This is a genomic window from Actinomadura luzonensis (assembly GCF_022664455.2).
Taxonomy (GTDB): Bacteria; Actinomycetota; Actinomycetes; order Streptosporangiales; family Streptosporangiaceae; genus Nonomuraea; species Nonomuraea luzonensis.
The window spans coordinates 4,738,094-4,752,244 of the sequence record NZ_JAKRKC020000001.1 but is presented as its reverse complement, the minus strand read 5'-3'; the positions used below and the strand labels follow the sequence as shown (position 1 = coordinate 4,752,244).

Genomic DNA, 14,151 nt, shown 5'->3' with positions numbered 1-14,151 from the left:
AGAGCCGAGCCCTCCGCCGCGCGCCCGCGAGTTCCCGTCCCGGGGCGCGCGGCGGACCCCCTCACTCCCGCTTCCCGCGCCTGGTCGAGCCCAGGCTGGCGGCCACCACGCAGACGATCGCGGCCCACTGCTGCACGTGCAGGATCTCGCCCAGCAGCAGCACCCCGGCGAGCGCCGCCACGGCGGGCTCCAGGCTCATGAGGATGCCGAACGTGTGCGGCGGCATCCGCCGCAGCGCCTGCAGTTCCAGCGAGTACGGGATCACCGACGACAGCAGGCCCACGCCCAGCCCGATGAGCAGCAGATGCGGCTCCAGCAGCCCGGCCCCGCCGGTCGTGACCCCGACCGGGGCGACCGCCACGGCCGAGACGATCATCGCGAACGCCAGCCCGCTCGTGCCCGGGAACCGCCGCCCGGCCGCCGCCGACAGCAGGATGTAGCCCGCCCAGCACGCGCCCGCCACCATCGCGAAGCCGATGCCGAGCCAGCTCACCGAGGCCGACTCGCCCCACGGCGCGAGCAGCGCCACGCCGGCGCCCGCCAGGCCCACCCACAGCAGGTCGATCCGCCGCCGCGAGGCCGCCACGGCCACCCCCAGCGGCCCCAGGAACTCGATCGCCACCGCGATGCCCATCGGCAGCCGCGACAGCGCCTCGTAGAACGACAGGTTCATCAGCGCCAGCGTCAGGCCGAACCCGAGGCCGACCGCCCAGTCGCGCCGCCCCAGCCCGCGCAGCCTGGGCCGGGCGACCGCGCCCATGATGAGCGCCCCGGCCGCGATCCGCAGGAACACCACCGCGCTCGGCGGCAGCGCCGTGAACAGCTCCTTGGCGAACGCCGCGCCGAACTGCACCGAGAAGATGCCGAGCAGCACCAGCGAGGACGGCGGGACCGAGCCGGCCGCCGTGCGCAGCACGTTGCCCGGCCGGGGCAGGCCGGGGCCGCGCTCCAGCGGGTCGTCCAGGGCGAAGGCGGTCACGGTGCTCCTCGAAGCAGACGTAGGACGAATGACGGTGACCGGTAGAGCCTACTCGCGGTAGGCGACATTTCCGCATTTAGAGTGGTGCCTCATGGACGCCCCCGCCCTCGCCACCGGCCTCGCCCGCCCTCCGCTGGGGGTGTCCGCGGCCTCGTTCGTCAGCAGCTTCGACCGCTTCGCCGTCAGCCCGATGCTCGTCGTGATCGCCGCCGACCTCGGCGTGCCGCTGTCGGCCTCGGTCGCCGCGGCCAGCGGCTACTACCTCGCCTACGGCCTCACCCAGCCGCTGTGGGGGCTGCTGTCCGACCGGTACGGGCGGGTGCGGGTGATGCGCGGCGCGCTGCTCGGCGCGGCGCTCGCCGGCCTGGTCTCGGCCCTCATGCCGGCGCTCTGGGCGCTCGTCGCGGCCCGGGTGGTGACCGGGGCCTGCTTCGGCGCGGTCATCCCGACGGGGCTGACGTACGTGGGCGACACCGTACGGCCCGCGCTCCGCCAGCGCGCGCTGACCGACCTCATGGGCGCGGCGGCGCTCGGCACGGCGCTCGCCACCGCGCTCGGCGGCGCGCTCGCCGGGCTGGTGAGCTGGCGGGTGGCGTTCACCGTGCCCGCCGCCTGCGGCCTGGTGTGCGCGCTGGCCCTGCGCTCGCTGCCCGAGCCGGCCCGCGACCTGCCGGGCGCCGGCGCGCCCGCGAGCCCGGCGCGCTTCCTCGGTCTGGTGCTGGGGCAGCGGTGGGCGCTGCTGGTCTTCGCGCTGGCCTTCACCGAGGGCGCGATCATGCTGGGCGCGCTGCCGTTCCTGGCGCCCGCCCTGGAGCACTCCGGCGTCGCCGCCGCCGTCGCCGGGCTCGGCATCACCGCCTACGGGCTCGGGCTGTGGGCGCAGGCCAAGCTGGTCAAGCGCCTGTCGGCCCGCTGGCCCGCGCCGCTGCTGATGACGGTGGGCGGGGCGCAGCTCGCGGCCGGCTTCGCGCTGGCCGCCGTGCACGTCAGCCTGGCCACCGTGGCGGTCACGGCGCTGCTGCTCGGCGGCGGCTGGTCGTTCCTGCACTCCTCGCTGCAGACCTGGGCGACCTCCGTGGTGCCGGAGGCCAGGGGCACCACGGTCGCGTTCTTCGCCGCGGCGCTGTTCGTCGGCAGCGCCGTCTCCTCGTGGGGCGCCGGGCCGCTGGCCGAGGACGGCCGCTACCCGCTGCTGTTCGGGCTGGCCGCCGCCGCGGCGGTGCCGCTGACCGCCGTCGCCGCCCTCACCCGCCGCCGCTACACCGCGCCCGCCGCCTGAGGGACCCGCCCGAACCTGAGCCCGCCGCACCCACCCTGGACGGGGCTCACTCCCAGCGGAACGTGCGCGACACGAGCGTCAGCGACAGCACCGCCCAGGCCGCCAGCACGCCCAGCGGGGCCAGCGGCAGCGCCGCCCCCTGACCGAGCACCGCGCGCAGCCCGCCCGTCAGCGCCGAGATCGGCAGCACCTCCAGCACCCGCCGCACCCCGTCGGGGAACTTCGACAGCGGGAAGACCACCCCGCCCGCCCCGAGCAGCACCAGGTAGACGAGGTTGGCCGCGGCCAGCGTGGCCTCGGCCCGCAGCGTGCCGGCCATGAGCAGGCCGAGCCCGCTGAAGGCCGCCGTGCCCGCCACGATCAGCAGCGCCGCGCCCAGGAACGAGCCGTGCGGCCGCCACCCCAGCGCCAGCCCCACGCACACGATCACCACGGCCTGGATGCCCTCCACCGCCACCACCGCGGCGGTCTTGGCCAGCATGAGCCCGCTCCGCGACAGCGGCGTCGCGCCGAGCCGCTTCAGCACGCCGTAGCGGCGCTCGAAGCCGGTCGCGATGGCCTGCCCGGTGAAGGCCGTGGACATCACCGCGAGCGCCAGCACGCCCGGCACGAGGAAGTCGACCCGCCGCCCGCCGCCCATGTCGACGATCGGCGCCAGCGAGAAGCCCACCAGCAGCAGCACCGGGATCACCAGCGTCAGCAGCAGCTGCTCGCCGTTGCGCAGGGTGGCCCGCAGCTCCGCGCCGGCCTGCGCCAGCACCATGCGCGGGAAGGGCGCCGCCCCCGGCGCGGGGGACAGGTCGAGCGCGGGCGCCCCGCCCGCGGCCCGCTCGTACGCGCTCATCGCAGCTCCCTGCCGGTCAGCTCCAGGAAGACGTCCTCGAGGGTGCGCCGCTCGATGCGCAGGTCGTCGGCCGTGACGCCCTCGGCGGCGCACCACGCGGTCACCGTGGCCAGCAGCTCGGGCCCGACCTGGCCCTCGATGATGTAGTGGCCGGCCGGCGACTCCTTGGCCGCGCTGCCCGCCGGGAGCGCGTTGAGCAGCTCCTCCAGCGTCAGCCCCGGCCGCGCCCGGAACCTGAGCTGCCGCTCGGCCCCGGTCAGCTCGGCGGGCGTGCCCTCGGCCACCACCCGGCCCCGGTCGATGATGACCACCTGGTCGGCCAGCCGCTCGGCCTCGTCCATGTGGTGGGTGGTGAGCACCACCGACACCCCGGCCGCGCGCAGCTCGCCCACCAGCTCCCAGCAGGCGTGGCGGGCCTGCGGGTCGAGCCCGGCGGTCGGCTCGTCGAGGAAGACCAGCTCCGGCCGCCCGATGACGGCGGCGGCCAGCGACAGCCGCTGCTGCTGCCCGCCCGACATGCGCCGGTAGGGGGTGCGGGCGTGCGCGGCCAGCCCCAGCCGCGCCAGCAGCGCCCCGGGGTCCAGCGGGCGGGCGTGGAACCGGGCGACCAGGCGCAGCCACTCGCCGCAGCGCATCGCCGGCGGCACCCCGCCGGCCTGCAGCATCACCCCGACCCTGGCCCGCAGGTCGGGCCGCTCGGGCGGCTGCCCCAGCACCCGGACCGTGCCCGCGTCGGCGGTGCGGAACCCCTCGCAGATCTCGACCGTGGACGTCTTGCCGGCGCCGTTGGGGCCGAGGACGGCGGTGACCGCGCCGCGCTCGGCGCGCAGCGCGAGCCCGTCGAGCGCGGTGGTGCCGCCGTAACGTTTGACCAGGTCGATGATCTCGACGGCTGGGGATTCCATGACGACGAGTCTAGGGACTGCGGGGTGCGGTCCGGCCGTGGAGGGGAGTCCGGAGGCCGGACACCTCATGGAAAGTTCCGGAAATATCTGATAACTGGGAATTAGGAGGACCGGACAGCGGTTTCCCTACCTCGGCCCTCGGGGGCCGTCAGGTCTTGCGAGGAGAGGGGTTCACGCATGTCCGTGGCCGAAGCCACGCCCACCGTCGTCCTGCCCGGGAGGAAGAGCCGCAGGGCGCTCCTCCTGGTGATCCTCGGGGCGCTGTCGGCCATCGGCCCCCTGTCCATCGACATGTACCTGCCCGCGCTGCCGGCCATCAGCTCCGAGATGCTGAGCGCGCCCGCCCAGGTCCAGCTCACGCTCACCGCCTGCCTCATCGGCGTGTCGGTCGGGCAGGTCATCGCGGGGCCGGTCAGCGACGTGCGCGGGCGGCGGGTGCCGCTCGTCGTCGGCGTGGCCGGCTTCATGCTCGCCTCGCTGCTGTGCGCGTTCGCCCCGTCGGTGCCCATGCTCATCGCCTTCCGGCTGCTCCAGGGCATGCTGGGCGGCGCGGCCCTGGTCATCGTCCGCGCGGTCGTGCGCGACCTGTACGACGGCGCCGCCATCGCCCGCATCTTCGCCACGCTCATGCTGGTCAGCGGCCTGGCGCCGATCCTCGCCCCGATCGCGGGCGCGCAGCTGCTGGCGTTCACCTCCTGGCGGGGCGTGTTCGTGGCGCTCAGCCTGGCCGGCGTCGTGCTGCTGGCGGCCGTGCTGGCCGGGGTGCGCGAGACGCTGCCGGCCGCGGCCCGCGAGAGCGGCGGCCTGCGCCACACCGCGCGCACCTTCTGGCAGCTGCTGCGCGACCGCTCGTTCATGGGCTTCGCGCTCACCGGCGGCCTGGCCTTCGCCGCCATGTTCGGCTACATCTCCGGCTCGCCGTTCGTGCTGCAGGAGGTCTACGGCGCCACCCCGCAGCAGTACTCCCTCATCTTCGGGCTCAACGCCCTCGCCCTGACCGGCATGGCCCAGCTCGGCGGCCGGCTGTCGGGCCGGGTGCCGCCGGTCGCGCTGGTGGTGGCGGGCCTGGCCACCGGCCTGCTGGGCGCGGTCCTGCTGATGACCGCCGCGCTCGCCGGGCTCGGCCTGTGGGGGATCGTGGCGGGGTTGTTCGTCATCATGCTCGGCCAGGGCCTGACGCTGCCCGGCACCGGCGCGCTGGCGCTCGGCTCCCAGCCCGCGCAGGTGGCCGGCAGCGCCTCGGCGCTGATGGGCGTGCTGCAGTTCGCGCTCGGCGCGCTGTCGGCGCCGCTGGTCGGCCTGGCCGGGTCGGGCACCGCCGTGCCGATGGCCGCCGTCATGCTCGGGCTGCTCGTCTGCGCGGCCCTGGCGTTCGGCGTCCTGGGGAGAAGCCGTTCCGGGGAGAAGCAGGGTTAGGTAAGGCTACCCTGCGTGACAAATTACATTGCCGAGCTGCTCCGATCCGTTTGTCGGCCGGGAAGGATTTACGGCACACTGATGTTGTGAAAAACATGCCCACGACGATCGAGCCCGGTAGCGAGCGCGGCACGCGTGCCCGCGTCGCCCGGCTGATCCTGGAGCATGGTCCCGTCGCGGCCGCCGCCCTGGGCGAGCGGCTCGGGCTCACGCCCGCCGCCGTCCGGCGTCACCTCGACGCCCTGCTGGCCGACGGGATGATCGAGCCCCGCACGGTGCGCCCGCGCGGGCAGCGCGGGCGCGGGCGCCCGGCCAAGCTGTTCGCCATCACCGACGCGGGGCGCAGCGCCTTCGAGCACGCCTATGACGACCTCGCCGGCAGCGCCCTGCGCTACCTGGCCGAGCGCATCGGCGAGGACGCGGTGGCCGACTTCGCCCGCTCGCAGGTCTCCGGCCTGGTCAAGCGGCTGGAGCCGGTCATGCGCGCGGTGCCGGCCGACCAGCGGGTCCAGGTGCTGGCGCAGGCGCTGTCGGCTGAGGGGTACGCCGCCTCGGCCAGCAAGGCCAAGTCCGGCGGCGACCAGCTCTGCCAGCACCACTGCCCGGTGGCCCACGCGGCCGCCGAGTTCCCGCAGCTCTGCGAGGCCGAGACGGAGGCGTTCGCCCAGCTCCTCGGCACGCCGGTGCAGCGGCTGGCCACGATCGCCCACGGCGACGGGGTCTGCACGACGCACGTGAGCCCACAGTCGCTGGCTGATTCCGCACATAGAGACAAGAGCAAGGAGACCGGAAGGTGACTGTCACCGACCGCCCGGAGCTGGAAGGCCTCGGGAATTACAAGTTCGGCTGGGCCGACCCGGATGCCGCGGGCGCGGCGGCCAAGCGTGGCCTGTCCGAGGAGGTCGTCCGCAACATCTCCGCGCTCAAGAACGAGCCGGAGTGGATGCTCGACCTTCGCCTGAAGGGCCTCCGCCTGTTCGACAAGAAGCCGCTGCCGACCTGGGGCTCCGACCTCACCGGCATCGACTTCGACAACATCAAGTACTTCGTGCGCTCGACGGAGAAGCAGGCCGCCTCCTGGGACGAGCTGCCCGCCGACATCAAGAACACCTACGACAAGCTCGGCATCCCCGAGGCGGAGAAGCAGCGCCTCATCGCCGGCGTCGCCGCCCAGTACGAGTCCGAGGTCGTCTACCACAAGATCCGCGAGGACCTCGAGGAGAAGGGCGTCATCTTCGTCGACACCGACACGGGCCTGAAGGAGCACGAGGAGCTCTTCAAGGAGTACTTCGGCTCGGTGATCCCGGTCGGCGACAACAAGTTCGCCGCGCTCAACACCGCCGTGTGGTCGGGCGGCTCGTTCATCTACGTGCCGCCGAACGTCGAGGTCGAGATCCCGCTGCAGGCCTACTTCCGGATCAACACCGAGAACATGGGCCAGTTCGAGCGCACCCTGATCATCGTCGACGAGAACAGCTACGTCCACTACGTCGAGGGCTGCACCGCGCCGATCTACTCCAGCGACTCGCTGCACAGCGCGGTCGTCGAGATCATCGTGAAGAAGAACGCCCGCTGCCGTTACACGACCATCCAGAACTGGTCGAACAACGTCTACAACCTGGTCACCAAGCGCGCCGTCGCCTACGAGGGCGCCACCATGGAGTGGATCGACGGCAACATCGGCTCCAAGGTCACGATGAAGTACCCGGCCGTCTACCTCATGGGCGAGCACGCCAAGGGCGAGACGCTGAGCGTCGCCTTCGCCGGCGAGGGCCAGCACCAGGACGCCGGCTCCAAGATGGTGCACCTGGCGCCCAACACCAGCTCCAGCGTCATCTCCAAGTCGGTGGCGCGCGGCGGCGGCCGCACCTCCTACCGCGGTCTCGTGCAGATCGAGGAGGGCGCCCACGGCAGCGCCAGCACCGTCAAGTGCGACGCGCTGCTGGTCGACCAGATCAGCCGCTCCGACACCTACCCCTACGTCGACGTCCGCGAGGACGACGTCTCGATGGGTCACGAGGCCACGGTCTCCAAGGTCAGCGAGGACCAGCTCTTCTACCTCATGAGCCGCGGGCTCGACGAGGACGAGGCGATGGCGATGATCGTGCGCGGCTTCGTCGAGCCGATCGCCCGTGAGCTGCCCATGGAGTACGCGCTCGAGCTCAACCGGCTGATCGAGCTGCAGATGGAAGGAGCCGTCGGCTGATGGGCCTGAACGAGAAGCCCCTGTCGACCCTGCACGAGAAGGCGTCCTACGACCTGGGCGACTTCGAGGTCCCGACCGGCCGCGAGGAGGCGTGGCGCTTCACGCCGCTGTCGCGGCTGAAGGGCCTGCACAACGGCAAGGCCGAGGCGGCCGGTCACGTCCGTCTCGACGTCGACGCCGCTCCCGAGGTCACCGTCGAGACGGTCGGCCGCGACGACGCCCGCGTCGGCAAGGCGTTCACGCCCACCGACCGGGTCAGCGCCCAGGCGTGGAACAGCTTCGAGAAGGCCACCGTCGTCACGGTGCCGCGCGAGGCCGTCGCCAGCAAGCCGACCGTCCTCACCCTCACCGGCGAGGGCGACGGCGCCGCCTACGGCCACCTCGTGGTCAAGGTGGAGCCGCTGGCCGAGGCCGTGCTCGTGCTCGACCACAAGGGCAGCGCCGTCTACGCCGACAACATCGAGTTCATCGTCGGCGAGGGCGCCAACCTCAAGGTCGTCAGCCTCCAGGACTGGGACGACGACGCCGTGCACGTCTCCCACCACCACGCCCAGCTCGCCAAGGACGCGACCTTCCGCGGCTTCGTCGTGACGCTCGGCGGCGACCTGGTGCGCCTGTCGCCCAGCGTGGCCTACACCGCGCCGGGCGGCGACGCCGACCTGTCGGGCGTCTACTTCGTCGACGCCGGTCAGCACCTGGAGCACCGCCTGCTGGTCGACCACTCGCAGCCCAACTGCAAGAGCAACGTCGACTACCGCGGCGCGCTCCAGGGCGAGCAGGCGCACGCCGTCTGGATCGGCGACGTCATCATCAGGGTCGAGGCCGAGGGCACCGACACCTACGAGCTCAACCGCAACCTCATCCTCACCGACGGCGCCCGCGCCGACTCGGTGCCCAACCTGGAGATCCTCACCGGCGAGGTCGCCGGCGCGGGGCACGCCTCCGCCTCCGGCCGCCTCGACGACGAGCACATCTTCTACCTCCAGGCCCGCGGCATCCCCTACGACGAGGCGCGCCGCCTGGTCGTGCGGGGTTTCCTCGGCCAGCTCATCGAGAAGATCCAGATCGAGGAGATCCGCGAGCGCGTCATGAGCGCCGTGGAGGCGGAGCTCGCCCGGTGAGCGCGTTCGAGAAGGTCTGCGCGCTCGCCGACATCCCCGACGGCGGCGTCCTCGGCGTCGAGGTGGGGGAGACCCCCGTCGCGCTGGTGCGCAAGGGCGGCGACGTCTTCGCGCTGCACGACGTCTGCTCGCACGCCGAGGTCAAGCTCAGCGAGGGCGAGGTCTACGACGGCACGCTGGAGTGCTGGCTGCACGGCTCGTGCTTCGACGTGCGCACCGGCAAGCCGACCGGCCCGCCCGCCACCAAGCCCGTGAACGTCTACACAGTCAAGATCGACGGCGATGACGTCCTCGTCTCGCTCTCGAAGGAGTCATAAGCGATCATGTCCACCCTTGAGATCCGCGACCTGCACGTCGCCGTCGAGGACAAGGAAATCCTGCGCGGCGTCAACCTGACCGTCGGCGCGGGGCAGACCCACGCCATCATGGGCCCCAACGGCTCGGGCAAGTCCACCCTCGCCTACGCGATCGCCGGTCACCCCAAGTACACCGTCACCGGCGGGCAGGTCCTGCTCGACGGCGTCGACCTGCTGGAGCTGTCGGTCGACGAGCGGGCCCGCGCCGGCCTGTTCCTCGCCATGCAGTACCCGGTCGAGGTGCCCGGCGTCTCGGTGTCGAACTTCCTGCGCTCGGCCGTCACCGCCGTCCGCGGCGAGGCGCCCAAGCTGCGCGAGTTCGCCAAGGACCTCAAGGGCGGCATGGACGCGCTGTCCATCGACCCGGCCTTCGCGCAGCGCAACCTCAACGAGGGCTTCTCCGGCGGCGAGAAGAAGCGCCACGAGATCCTCCAGATGGAGCTGCTCAAGCCGAAGTTCGCGGTCCTCGACGAGACCGACTCCGGCCTCGACGTGGACGCGCTGCGCGTGGTGTCGGAGGGCATCAACCGCTTCCGCGCCGCCGGCGACACCGGCGTCCTGCTCATCACGCACTACACCCGCATCCTGCGGTACGTGAAGCCCGACTTCGTGCACGTCTTCGCGGGCGGGCGCATCGTCGAGGAGGGCGGGCCGGAGCTGGCCGACAAGCTCGAGGCCGAGGGCTACGAGCAGTACACGAAGGCATCTGCATGACTTCCACCAGCTTGGACGTGGAGCGGATCAGGAAGGACTTCCCGGTCTTCTCCCGCGAGCTGCCCGACGGGCGACCGCTCGTCTACCTCGACTCGGGCAACTCCTCGCAGAAGCCCAACCAGGTCATCGAGACGATGCGCGAGCACCTGGCCCTGCACTACAGCAACGTGGGCCGGGCCATGCACGTGCTCGGGGCGGAGTCCACGGAGGCGTACGAGGGCGCCCGCGACAAGATCGCGGCGTTCGTCGGCGCGCCGTCGCGCGACGAGGTGGTCTTCACCAAGAACGCCTCCGAAGCGCTCAACCTGGTCGCCTACTCCTTCGGCAACCCCGCCAACACCGACCCGCGCTTCACCCTCGGCCCTGGTGACGAGATCGTCATCTCCGAGATGGAGCACCACTCCAACATCGTGCCGTGGCAGCTGCTCGCGCAGCGCACCGGCGCCACGCTGAAGTGGTTCGGCGTCACCGACGAGGGCCGGCTCGACCTGGCCGACGGCGTCATCACCGAGCGGACGAAGATCGTCTCGGTGGCCCACCAGTCCAACGTGCTCGGCACCGTCAACCCGGTCGCCGAGCTGGCCCGGCGGGCCCACGAGGCCGGGGCGCTCATCATGCTCGACGCCTCGCAGTCCGTGCCGCACCACCCGGTGGACGTCGCCGCGCTCGGCGCCGACTTCGTGGCCTTCACCGGCCACAAGATGGTCGGCCCGTCCGGCATCGGCGTGCTGTGGGGGCGGGCCGAGCTGCTCGACGCCATGCCGCCGTTCCTCGGCGGCGGCGAGATGATCGAGGCGGTCTGGATGGACCACTCGACCTACGCGCCGGCCCCGCACAAGTTCGAGGCCGGCACGCCGCCGATCGTGGAGGCCATCGGCCTCGGCGCGGCCGCCGACTACCTCACCGGCATCGGCCTGGACGCGATCGAGGCGCACGAGCGCGAGCTGACCGGCTACGCGCTGGAGGCGCTGCGCGACGTGCCCGGCCTGCGGGTCATCGGCCCGGAGACGCTGGAGGCGCGGGGCGGCACGGTGTCGTTCGCGCTGGAGGGCATCCACCCGCACGACGTCGGGCAGATCCTCGACGACCAGTTCGGCGTCGCGGTGCGCGTCGGGCACCACTGCGCCCGCCCGCTGCACCTGCGCTTCGGAATACCCGCGACCACGCGGGCGTCGTTCTACCTGTACAACACCACGGGCGAGATCGACGCCCTGGTGCGCGGCCTCCATCACGTTCAGAAGGTGTTCGCATAGCCATGATCGGCGAGTCGATGTACCAGGAGCTGATCCTGGAGCACTACAAGCACCCGCAGGGACGCGGGCTGCGCGAGCCGTACGACGCCGAGGTCCACCACGTGAACCCGACGTGCGGCGACGAGATCACGCTCCGGGTCAAGGTCGACGGCGACCAGGTCCTGGACGTCTCCTACGACGGTCAGGGCTGCTCGATCAGCCAGGCGGCCGCCTCGGTGCTGCACGAGCTGGCCACCGGCTCGTCGGTCGAGGAGTCGCTGTCGGTCGTCGACGAGTTCACCCGCCTCATGCAGGGCAGGGGACAGGTGGCGGCCGACGAGGAGGTGCTCGGCGACGCGGTGGCGTTCGCGGGCGTGGCCAAGTTCCCGGCGCGCGTCAAGTGCGCGTTGCTGTCCTGGATGGCCTACAAGGACGCAGTGGTGAGGAGTGCAGCGCAGTGAGCAAGCCCACAGAGACGCCGACGACCGACTTCGACGGTGACGTCAACGTCGAGGAGGTCATGGAGGCGCTGAAGGACGTCGTCGACCCCGAGCTCGGCATCAACGTCGTCGACCTCGGCCTGGTCTACGGGCTCAACCTCGACCCGGCCGGCGACGGCAAGCCCGTGGCCACCATCGACATGACGCTGACCAGCGCGGCCTGCCCGCTGACCGACGTCATCGAGGACCAGGCCCACTCGGCGCTCGACGGCATGGTGTCCGACGTGAAGATCAACTGGGTCTGGCTGCCGCCATGGGGGCCGGACAAGATCACCGACGAGGGGCGTGAGCAGCTCCGTATGCTAGGCTTCAACGTCTGACCTCTTACGCTGTCGCGGCTGGCGTCCGACGTCAGCCGTTTCAGCGTGTCATAAGGGTTTTCGGAAGGTCCGAACCCGGCCGGGAATTTTCCGATAACATCCCGGCGTTGGCAACAGATGTACCTGACGCCTCATCGCGCGTTCGAGCACCGCCTGCGGCCGGTGCGCCCGGTGCATCCCCCCTTTTTCTGATCTGTACGGCGAGTGCCGTACATCTTGGCTCGTCCTTTCGCAGAAGTGACGTGCCACTTCGACGGAAAGGCACGACTTTCGTGACCATGCTTGACGCTGTCCTGCCCGCGCTCGACGACGAGGGCGTCACCGCGCCCTCCGGCGCCACCGCCGAGCAGGGCCCGTCCGAGTTCGAGCTGCTGGGCCTGCCCAAGCCGCTCGTCGCCGGGCTGGCCAGGCTGGGCTTCGACAGCCCCTTCCCCATCCAGAGCGCGACGATCCCCGACGTGCTCGCCGGCAACGACGTGCTCGGCCGCGGCCAGACCGGCTCCGGCAAGACCCTGGCCTTCGGCCTGCCCACCATGGCCCGCATCGCCGGCGTGCGGCCCGCCCCCGGGCGGCCCCGCGCCATGATCCTCGTGCCGACCCGCGAGCTCGCGCTCCAGGTCCACGACGCCCTCGAACCTCTCGGCCGCGGCCTCGGGCTGCGCATGAAGGTCGTCGTCGGCGGCATGTCCATGGGCAAGCAGATCGAGGCGCTGCGGCGCGGCGTCGACCTCGTCATCGCCACCCCCGGGCGGCTCGGCGACCTCATCAGGCAGGGCGAGTGCTCGCTCGCCGACGTCGAGGTCAGCGTCCTGGACGAGGCCGACCACATGTGCGACCTCGGCTTCTTCCCCGTCGTCACCGACCTGCTCGCGCAGACCCCGGCCGACGGCCAGCGGCTGCTGTTCTCGGCCACGCTCGACGGCGACGTCGACAAGCTGGTGCAGCGCTTCCTGAAGAACCCCATCACGCACTCCGTGGCGCCGGCGACCTCGCCGGTCGACACCATGGAGCACCACGTGATGCAGGTGACCCGCGACGACAAGTTCGACGTGATCGCCGAGATCGCCAACCGCGAGGGCCGCACGATCATCTTCGTGCGCACCCAGCACGGCGTCGACCGGCTGTGCAAGCAGCTGGCCCGCGTCGGCGTCAAGGCTGGCGGCCTGCACGGCGGCAAGCGCCAGAACCAGCGCACCCGCATCCTGGCGGAGTTCCGCGAGGGCTCCATCAACGTGCTGGTCTGCACCGACGTCGCGGCGCGCGGCATCCACGTGGACAACATCTCGCTGGTGCTGCACGTGGACCCGCCCCAGGACCACAAGAGCTACCTGCACCGCGGCGGGCGCACCGCGCGGGCCGGCGAGAAGGGCACCGTCGTCACGCTGGTGCTGCCCAGCGAGCGGCGCTCCACCGACGCGCTGACCCGCCGGGCGGGCATCCACCCGTTCCGCCTCAAGGCCACCCCGGGCCACCCGCGGGTCGCCGAGGTGACCGGCGCCCGCATCCCGAGCGGCGAGTCCATCCCCGTGTGGGAGCCGGACGTCCGCAAGCCCCTGCGCCCGCGGCGTGAGGGCGGCGGCCACGGCGGCTCCGAGCGGCGGGGCCGCCGGCCGCGCCGCGACTTCGACGGCGAGCGCCGCCCGCGCCGCCACGAGGACGGCGAGCGCCCGTTCTCCGGCGGCGGCGAGCGCCCGTTCTCGGGCGGCGGCGAGGACCGGCGTCCGCGCCGGCACGCCGACGAGCCGCGCACCGTCGGCGGCGACCGCGACCGCGGCTACCGGCCGAGGCGCGGCTACCAGGGCGACCGCGGCCCTTCGGGCGAGCGTGGCTTCTCGGGTGACCGTGGCTACTCGACCGACCGTGGTTTCTCCGGCGACCGTGGCTTCTCGGGTGACCGTGGCTTCTCCGGCGAGCGCCCCGTCAACGGCGGCGACGACCGGCGCGGCGGCTACCGTGGCGAGCGCGGCTACCGCGACGACCGCGGCTTCTCCGGCAACCGCGCTCCCTCGGGCGACCGTGGCTTCTCCGGCGACCGCGCCCCCTCGGGCGACCGCGGTTTCTCCGGTGACCGCGGCTACTCGGGTGACCGTGGTTTCTCGGGTGACCGTGGTTTCTCGGGTGACCGTGGCTACTCGGCCGACCGTGGCGGCTACCGCGGCGACGACCGCGGCGGCCGGGGCGGGCAGGACCGTGGCTCGCGGGGCGACTGGCGTGGCTCCGACGACCGCGGCAAGCGCCCGCGCCCGTTCTCGTCCGACCGCCGCCACACCCGCTGACCT

The 14,151-nt window shown here is 72.4% G+C and carries 14 protein-coding genes; 11 read left to right on the top strand and 3 right to left on the bottom strand.

Translation table 11 applies throughout. From position 1 onward, the window contains the following. Nucleotides 1-61: 61 nt before the first annotated feature. Nucleotides 62-979 carry an EamA family transporter gene (locus tag MF672_RS22650; protein WP_242373675.1) on the bottom strand — a complete coding sequence of 306 codons (918 nt, stop codon included), beginning with the start codon at nucleotides 977-979 and terminating at the stop codon, nucleotides 62-64. 91 nt (nucleotides 980-1,070) lie between these two features. Between MF672_RS22650 and MF672_RS22645 the strand changes: the two genes are divergently transcribed. Next, nucleotides 1,071-2,258, top strand: coding sequence for an MFS transporter (locus tag MF672_RS22645; RefSeq protein ID WP_242373674.1), 1,188 nt, complete (start codon nucleotides 1,071-1,073; stop codon nucleotides 2,256-2,258). 46 nt (nucleotides 2,259-2,304) lie between these two features. Here MF672_RS22645 and MF672_RS22640 read toward each other — a convergent pair whose 3' ends face one another. Both MF672_RS22640 and MF672_RS22635 read right to left on the bottom strand, forming a co-directional pair. Next, nucleotides 2,305-3,102 (bottom strand): ABC transporter permease, encoded by a 798-nt coding sequence (locus MF672_RS22640; protein ID WP_242373673.1) that lies wholly within the window; start codon nucleotides 3,100-3,102, stop codon nucleotides 2,305-2,307. Then, complete coding sequence (locus tag MF672_RS22635) at nucleotides 3,099-4,007, bottom strand: ABC transporter ATP-binding protein (protein WP_242373672.1); 909 nt, start codon at nucleotides 4,005-4,007, stop codon at nucleotides 3,099-3,101. Before MF672_RS22635 ends, MF672_RS22640 begins: the two co-directional genes overlap by 4 nt. 177 nt (nucleotides 4,008-4,184) lie before the next feature. Here MF672_RS22635 and MF672_RS22630 point away from each other — a divergent pair, with 177 nt between their 5' ends. The 10 genes from MF672_RS22630 to MF672_RS22585 all read left to right on the top strand — a co-directional run bounded on the left by MF672_RS22630 (nucleotide 4,185) and on the right by MF672_RS22585 (nucleotide 14,148). Further along, nucleotides 4,185-5,423, top strand: coding sequence for a multidrug effflux MFS transporter (locus tag MF672_RS22630; protein ID WP_242373671.1), 1,239 nt, complete (start codon nucleotides 4,185-4,187; stop codon nucleotides 5,421-5,423). 95 nt (nucleotides 5,424-5,518) lie between these two features. Further along, entirely contained in the window at nucleotides 5,519-6,220 is a 702-nt protein-coding gene (locus MF672_RS22625; RefSeq protein ID WP_242373670.1) for a helix-turn-helix transcriptional regulator, read from the top strand. Continuing rightward, on the top strand, nucleotides 6,217-7,629 hold the full coding sequence (gene sufB, locus MF672_RS22620) for a Fe-S cluster assembly protein SufB (RefSeq protein ID WP_080037103.1): 1,413 nt from the start codon (nucleotides 6,217-6,219) through the stop codon (nucleotides 7,627-7,629). Before MF672_RS22625 ends, sufB begins: the two co-directional genes overlap by 4 nt. Further along, nucleotides 7,629-8,750 (top strand): Fe-S cluster assembly protein SufD, encoded by a 1,122-nt coding sequence (sufD, locus tag MF672_RS22615; protein ID WP_242373669.1) that lies wholly within the window; start codon nucleotides 7,629-7,631, stop codon nucleotides 8,748-8,750. Before sufB ends, sufD begins: the two co-directional genes overlap by 1 nt. Continuing rightward, nucleotides 8,747-9,067, top strand: a complete 321-nt coding sequence (locus MF672_RS22610) for a non-heme iron oxygenase ferredoxin subunit (RefSeq protein ID WP_242373668.1) — start codon at nucleotides 8,747-8,749, stop codon at nucleotides 9,065-9,067. Before sufD ends, MF672_RS22610 begins: the two co-directional genes overlap by 4 nt. 6 nt (nucleotides 9,068-9,073) lie before the next feature. Continuing rightward, nucleotides 9,074-9,820 (top strand): Fe-S cluster assembly ATPase SufC, encoded by a 747-nt coding sequence (sufC, locus tag MF672_RS22605; protein WP_242373667.1) that lies wholly within the window; start codon nucleotides 9,074-9,076, stop codon nucleotides 9,818-9,820. Then, on the top strand, nucleotides 9,817-11,073 hold the full coding sequence (locus MF672_RS22600) for a cysteine desulfurase (protein WP_302893249.1): 1,257 nt from the start codon (nucleotides 9,817-9,819) through the stop codon (nucleotides 11,071-11,073). Before sufC ends, MF672_RS22600 begins: the two co-directional genes overlap by 4 nt. A 2-nt stretch (nucleotides 11,074-11,075) precedes the next feature. Further along, nucleotides 11,076-11,513 (top strand): Fe-S cluster assembly sulfur transfer protein SufU, encoded by a 438-nt coding sequence (gene sufU / locus MF672_RS22595; RefSeq protein ID WP_242373666.1) that lies wholly within the window; start codon nucleotides 11,076-11,078, stop codon nucleotides 11,511-11,513. Nucleotides 11,514-11,572: 59 nt separating this feature from the next. Continuing rightward, nucleotides 11,573-11,872 (top strand): metal-sulfur cluster assembly factor, encoded by a 300-nt coding sequence (locus tag MF672_RS22590; protein ID WP_407654777.1) that lies wholly within the window; start codon nucleotides 11,573-11,575, stop codon nucleotides 11,870-11,872. A gap of 278 nt (nucleotides 11,873-12,150) precedes the next feature. Beyond that, nucleotides 12,151-14,148 carry a DEAD/DEAH box helicase gene (locus MF672_RS22585; protein WP_242373664.1) on the top strand — a complete coding sequence of 666 codons (1,998 nt, stop codon included), beginning with the start codon at nucleotides 12,151-12,153 and terminating at the stop codon, nucleotides 14,146-14,148. Nucleotides 14,149-14,151: the final 3 nt, after the last annotated feature.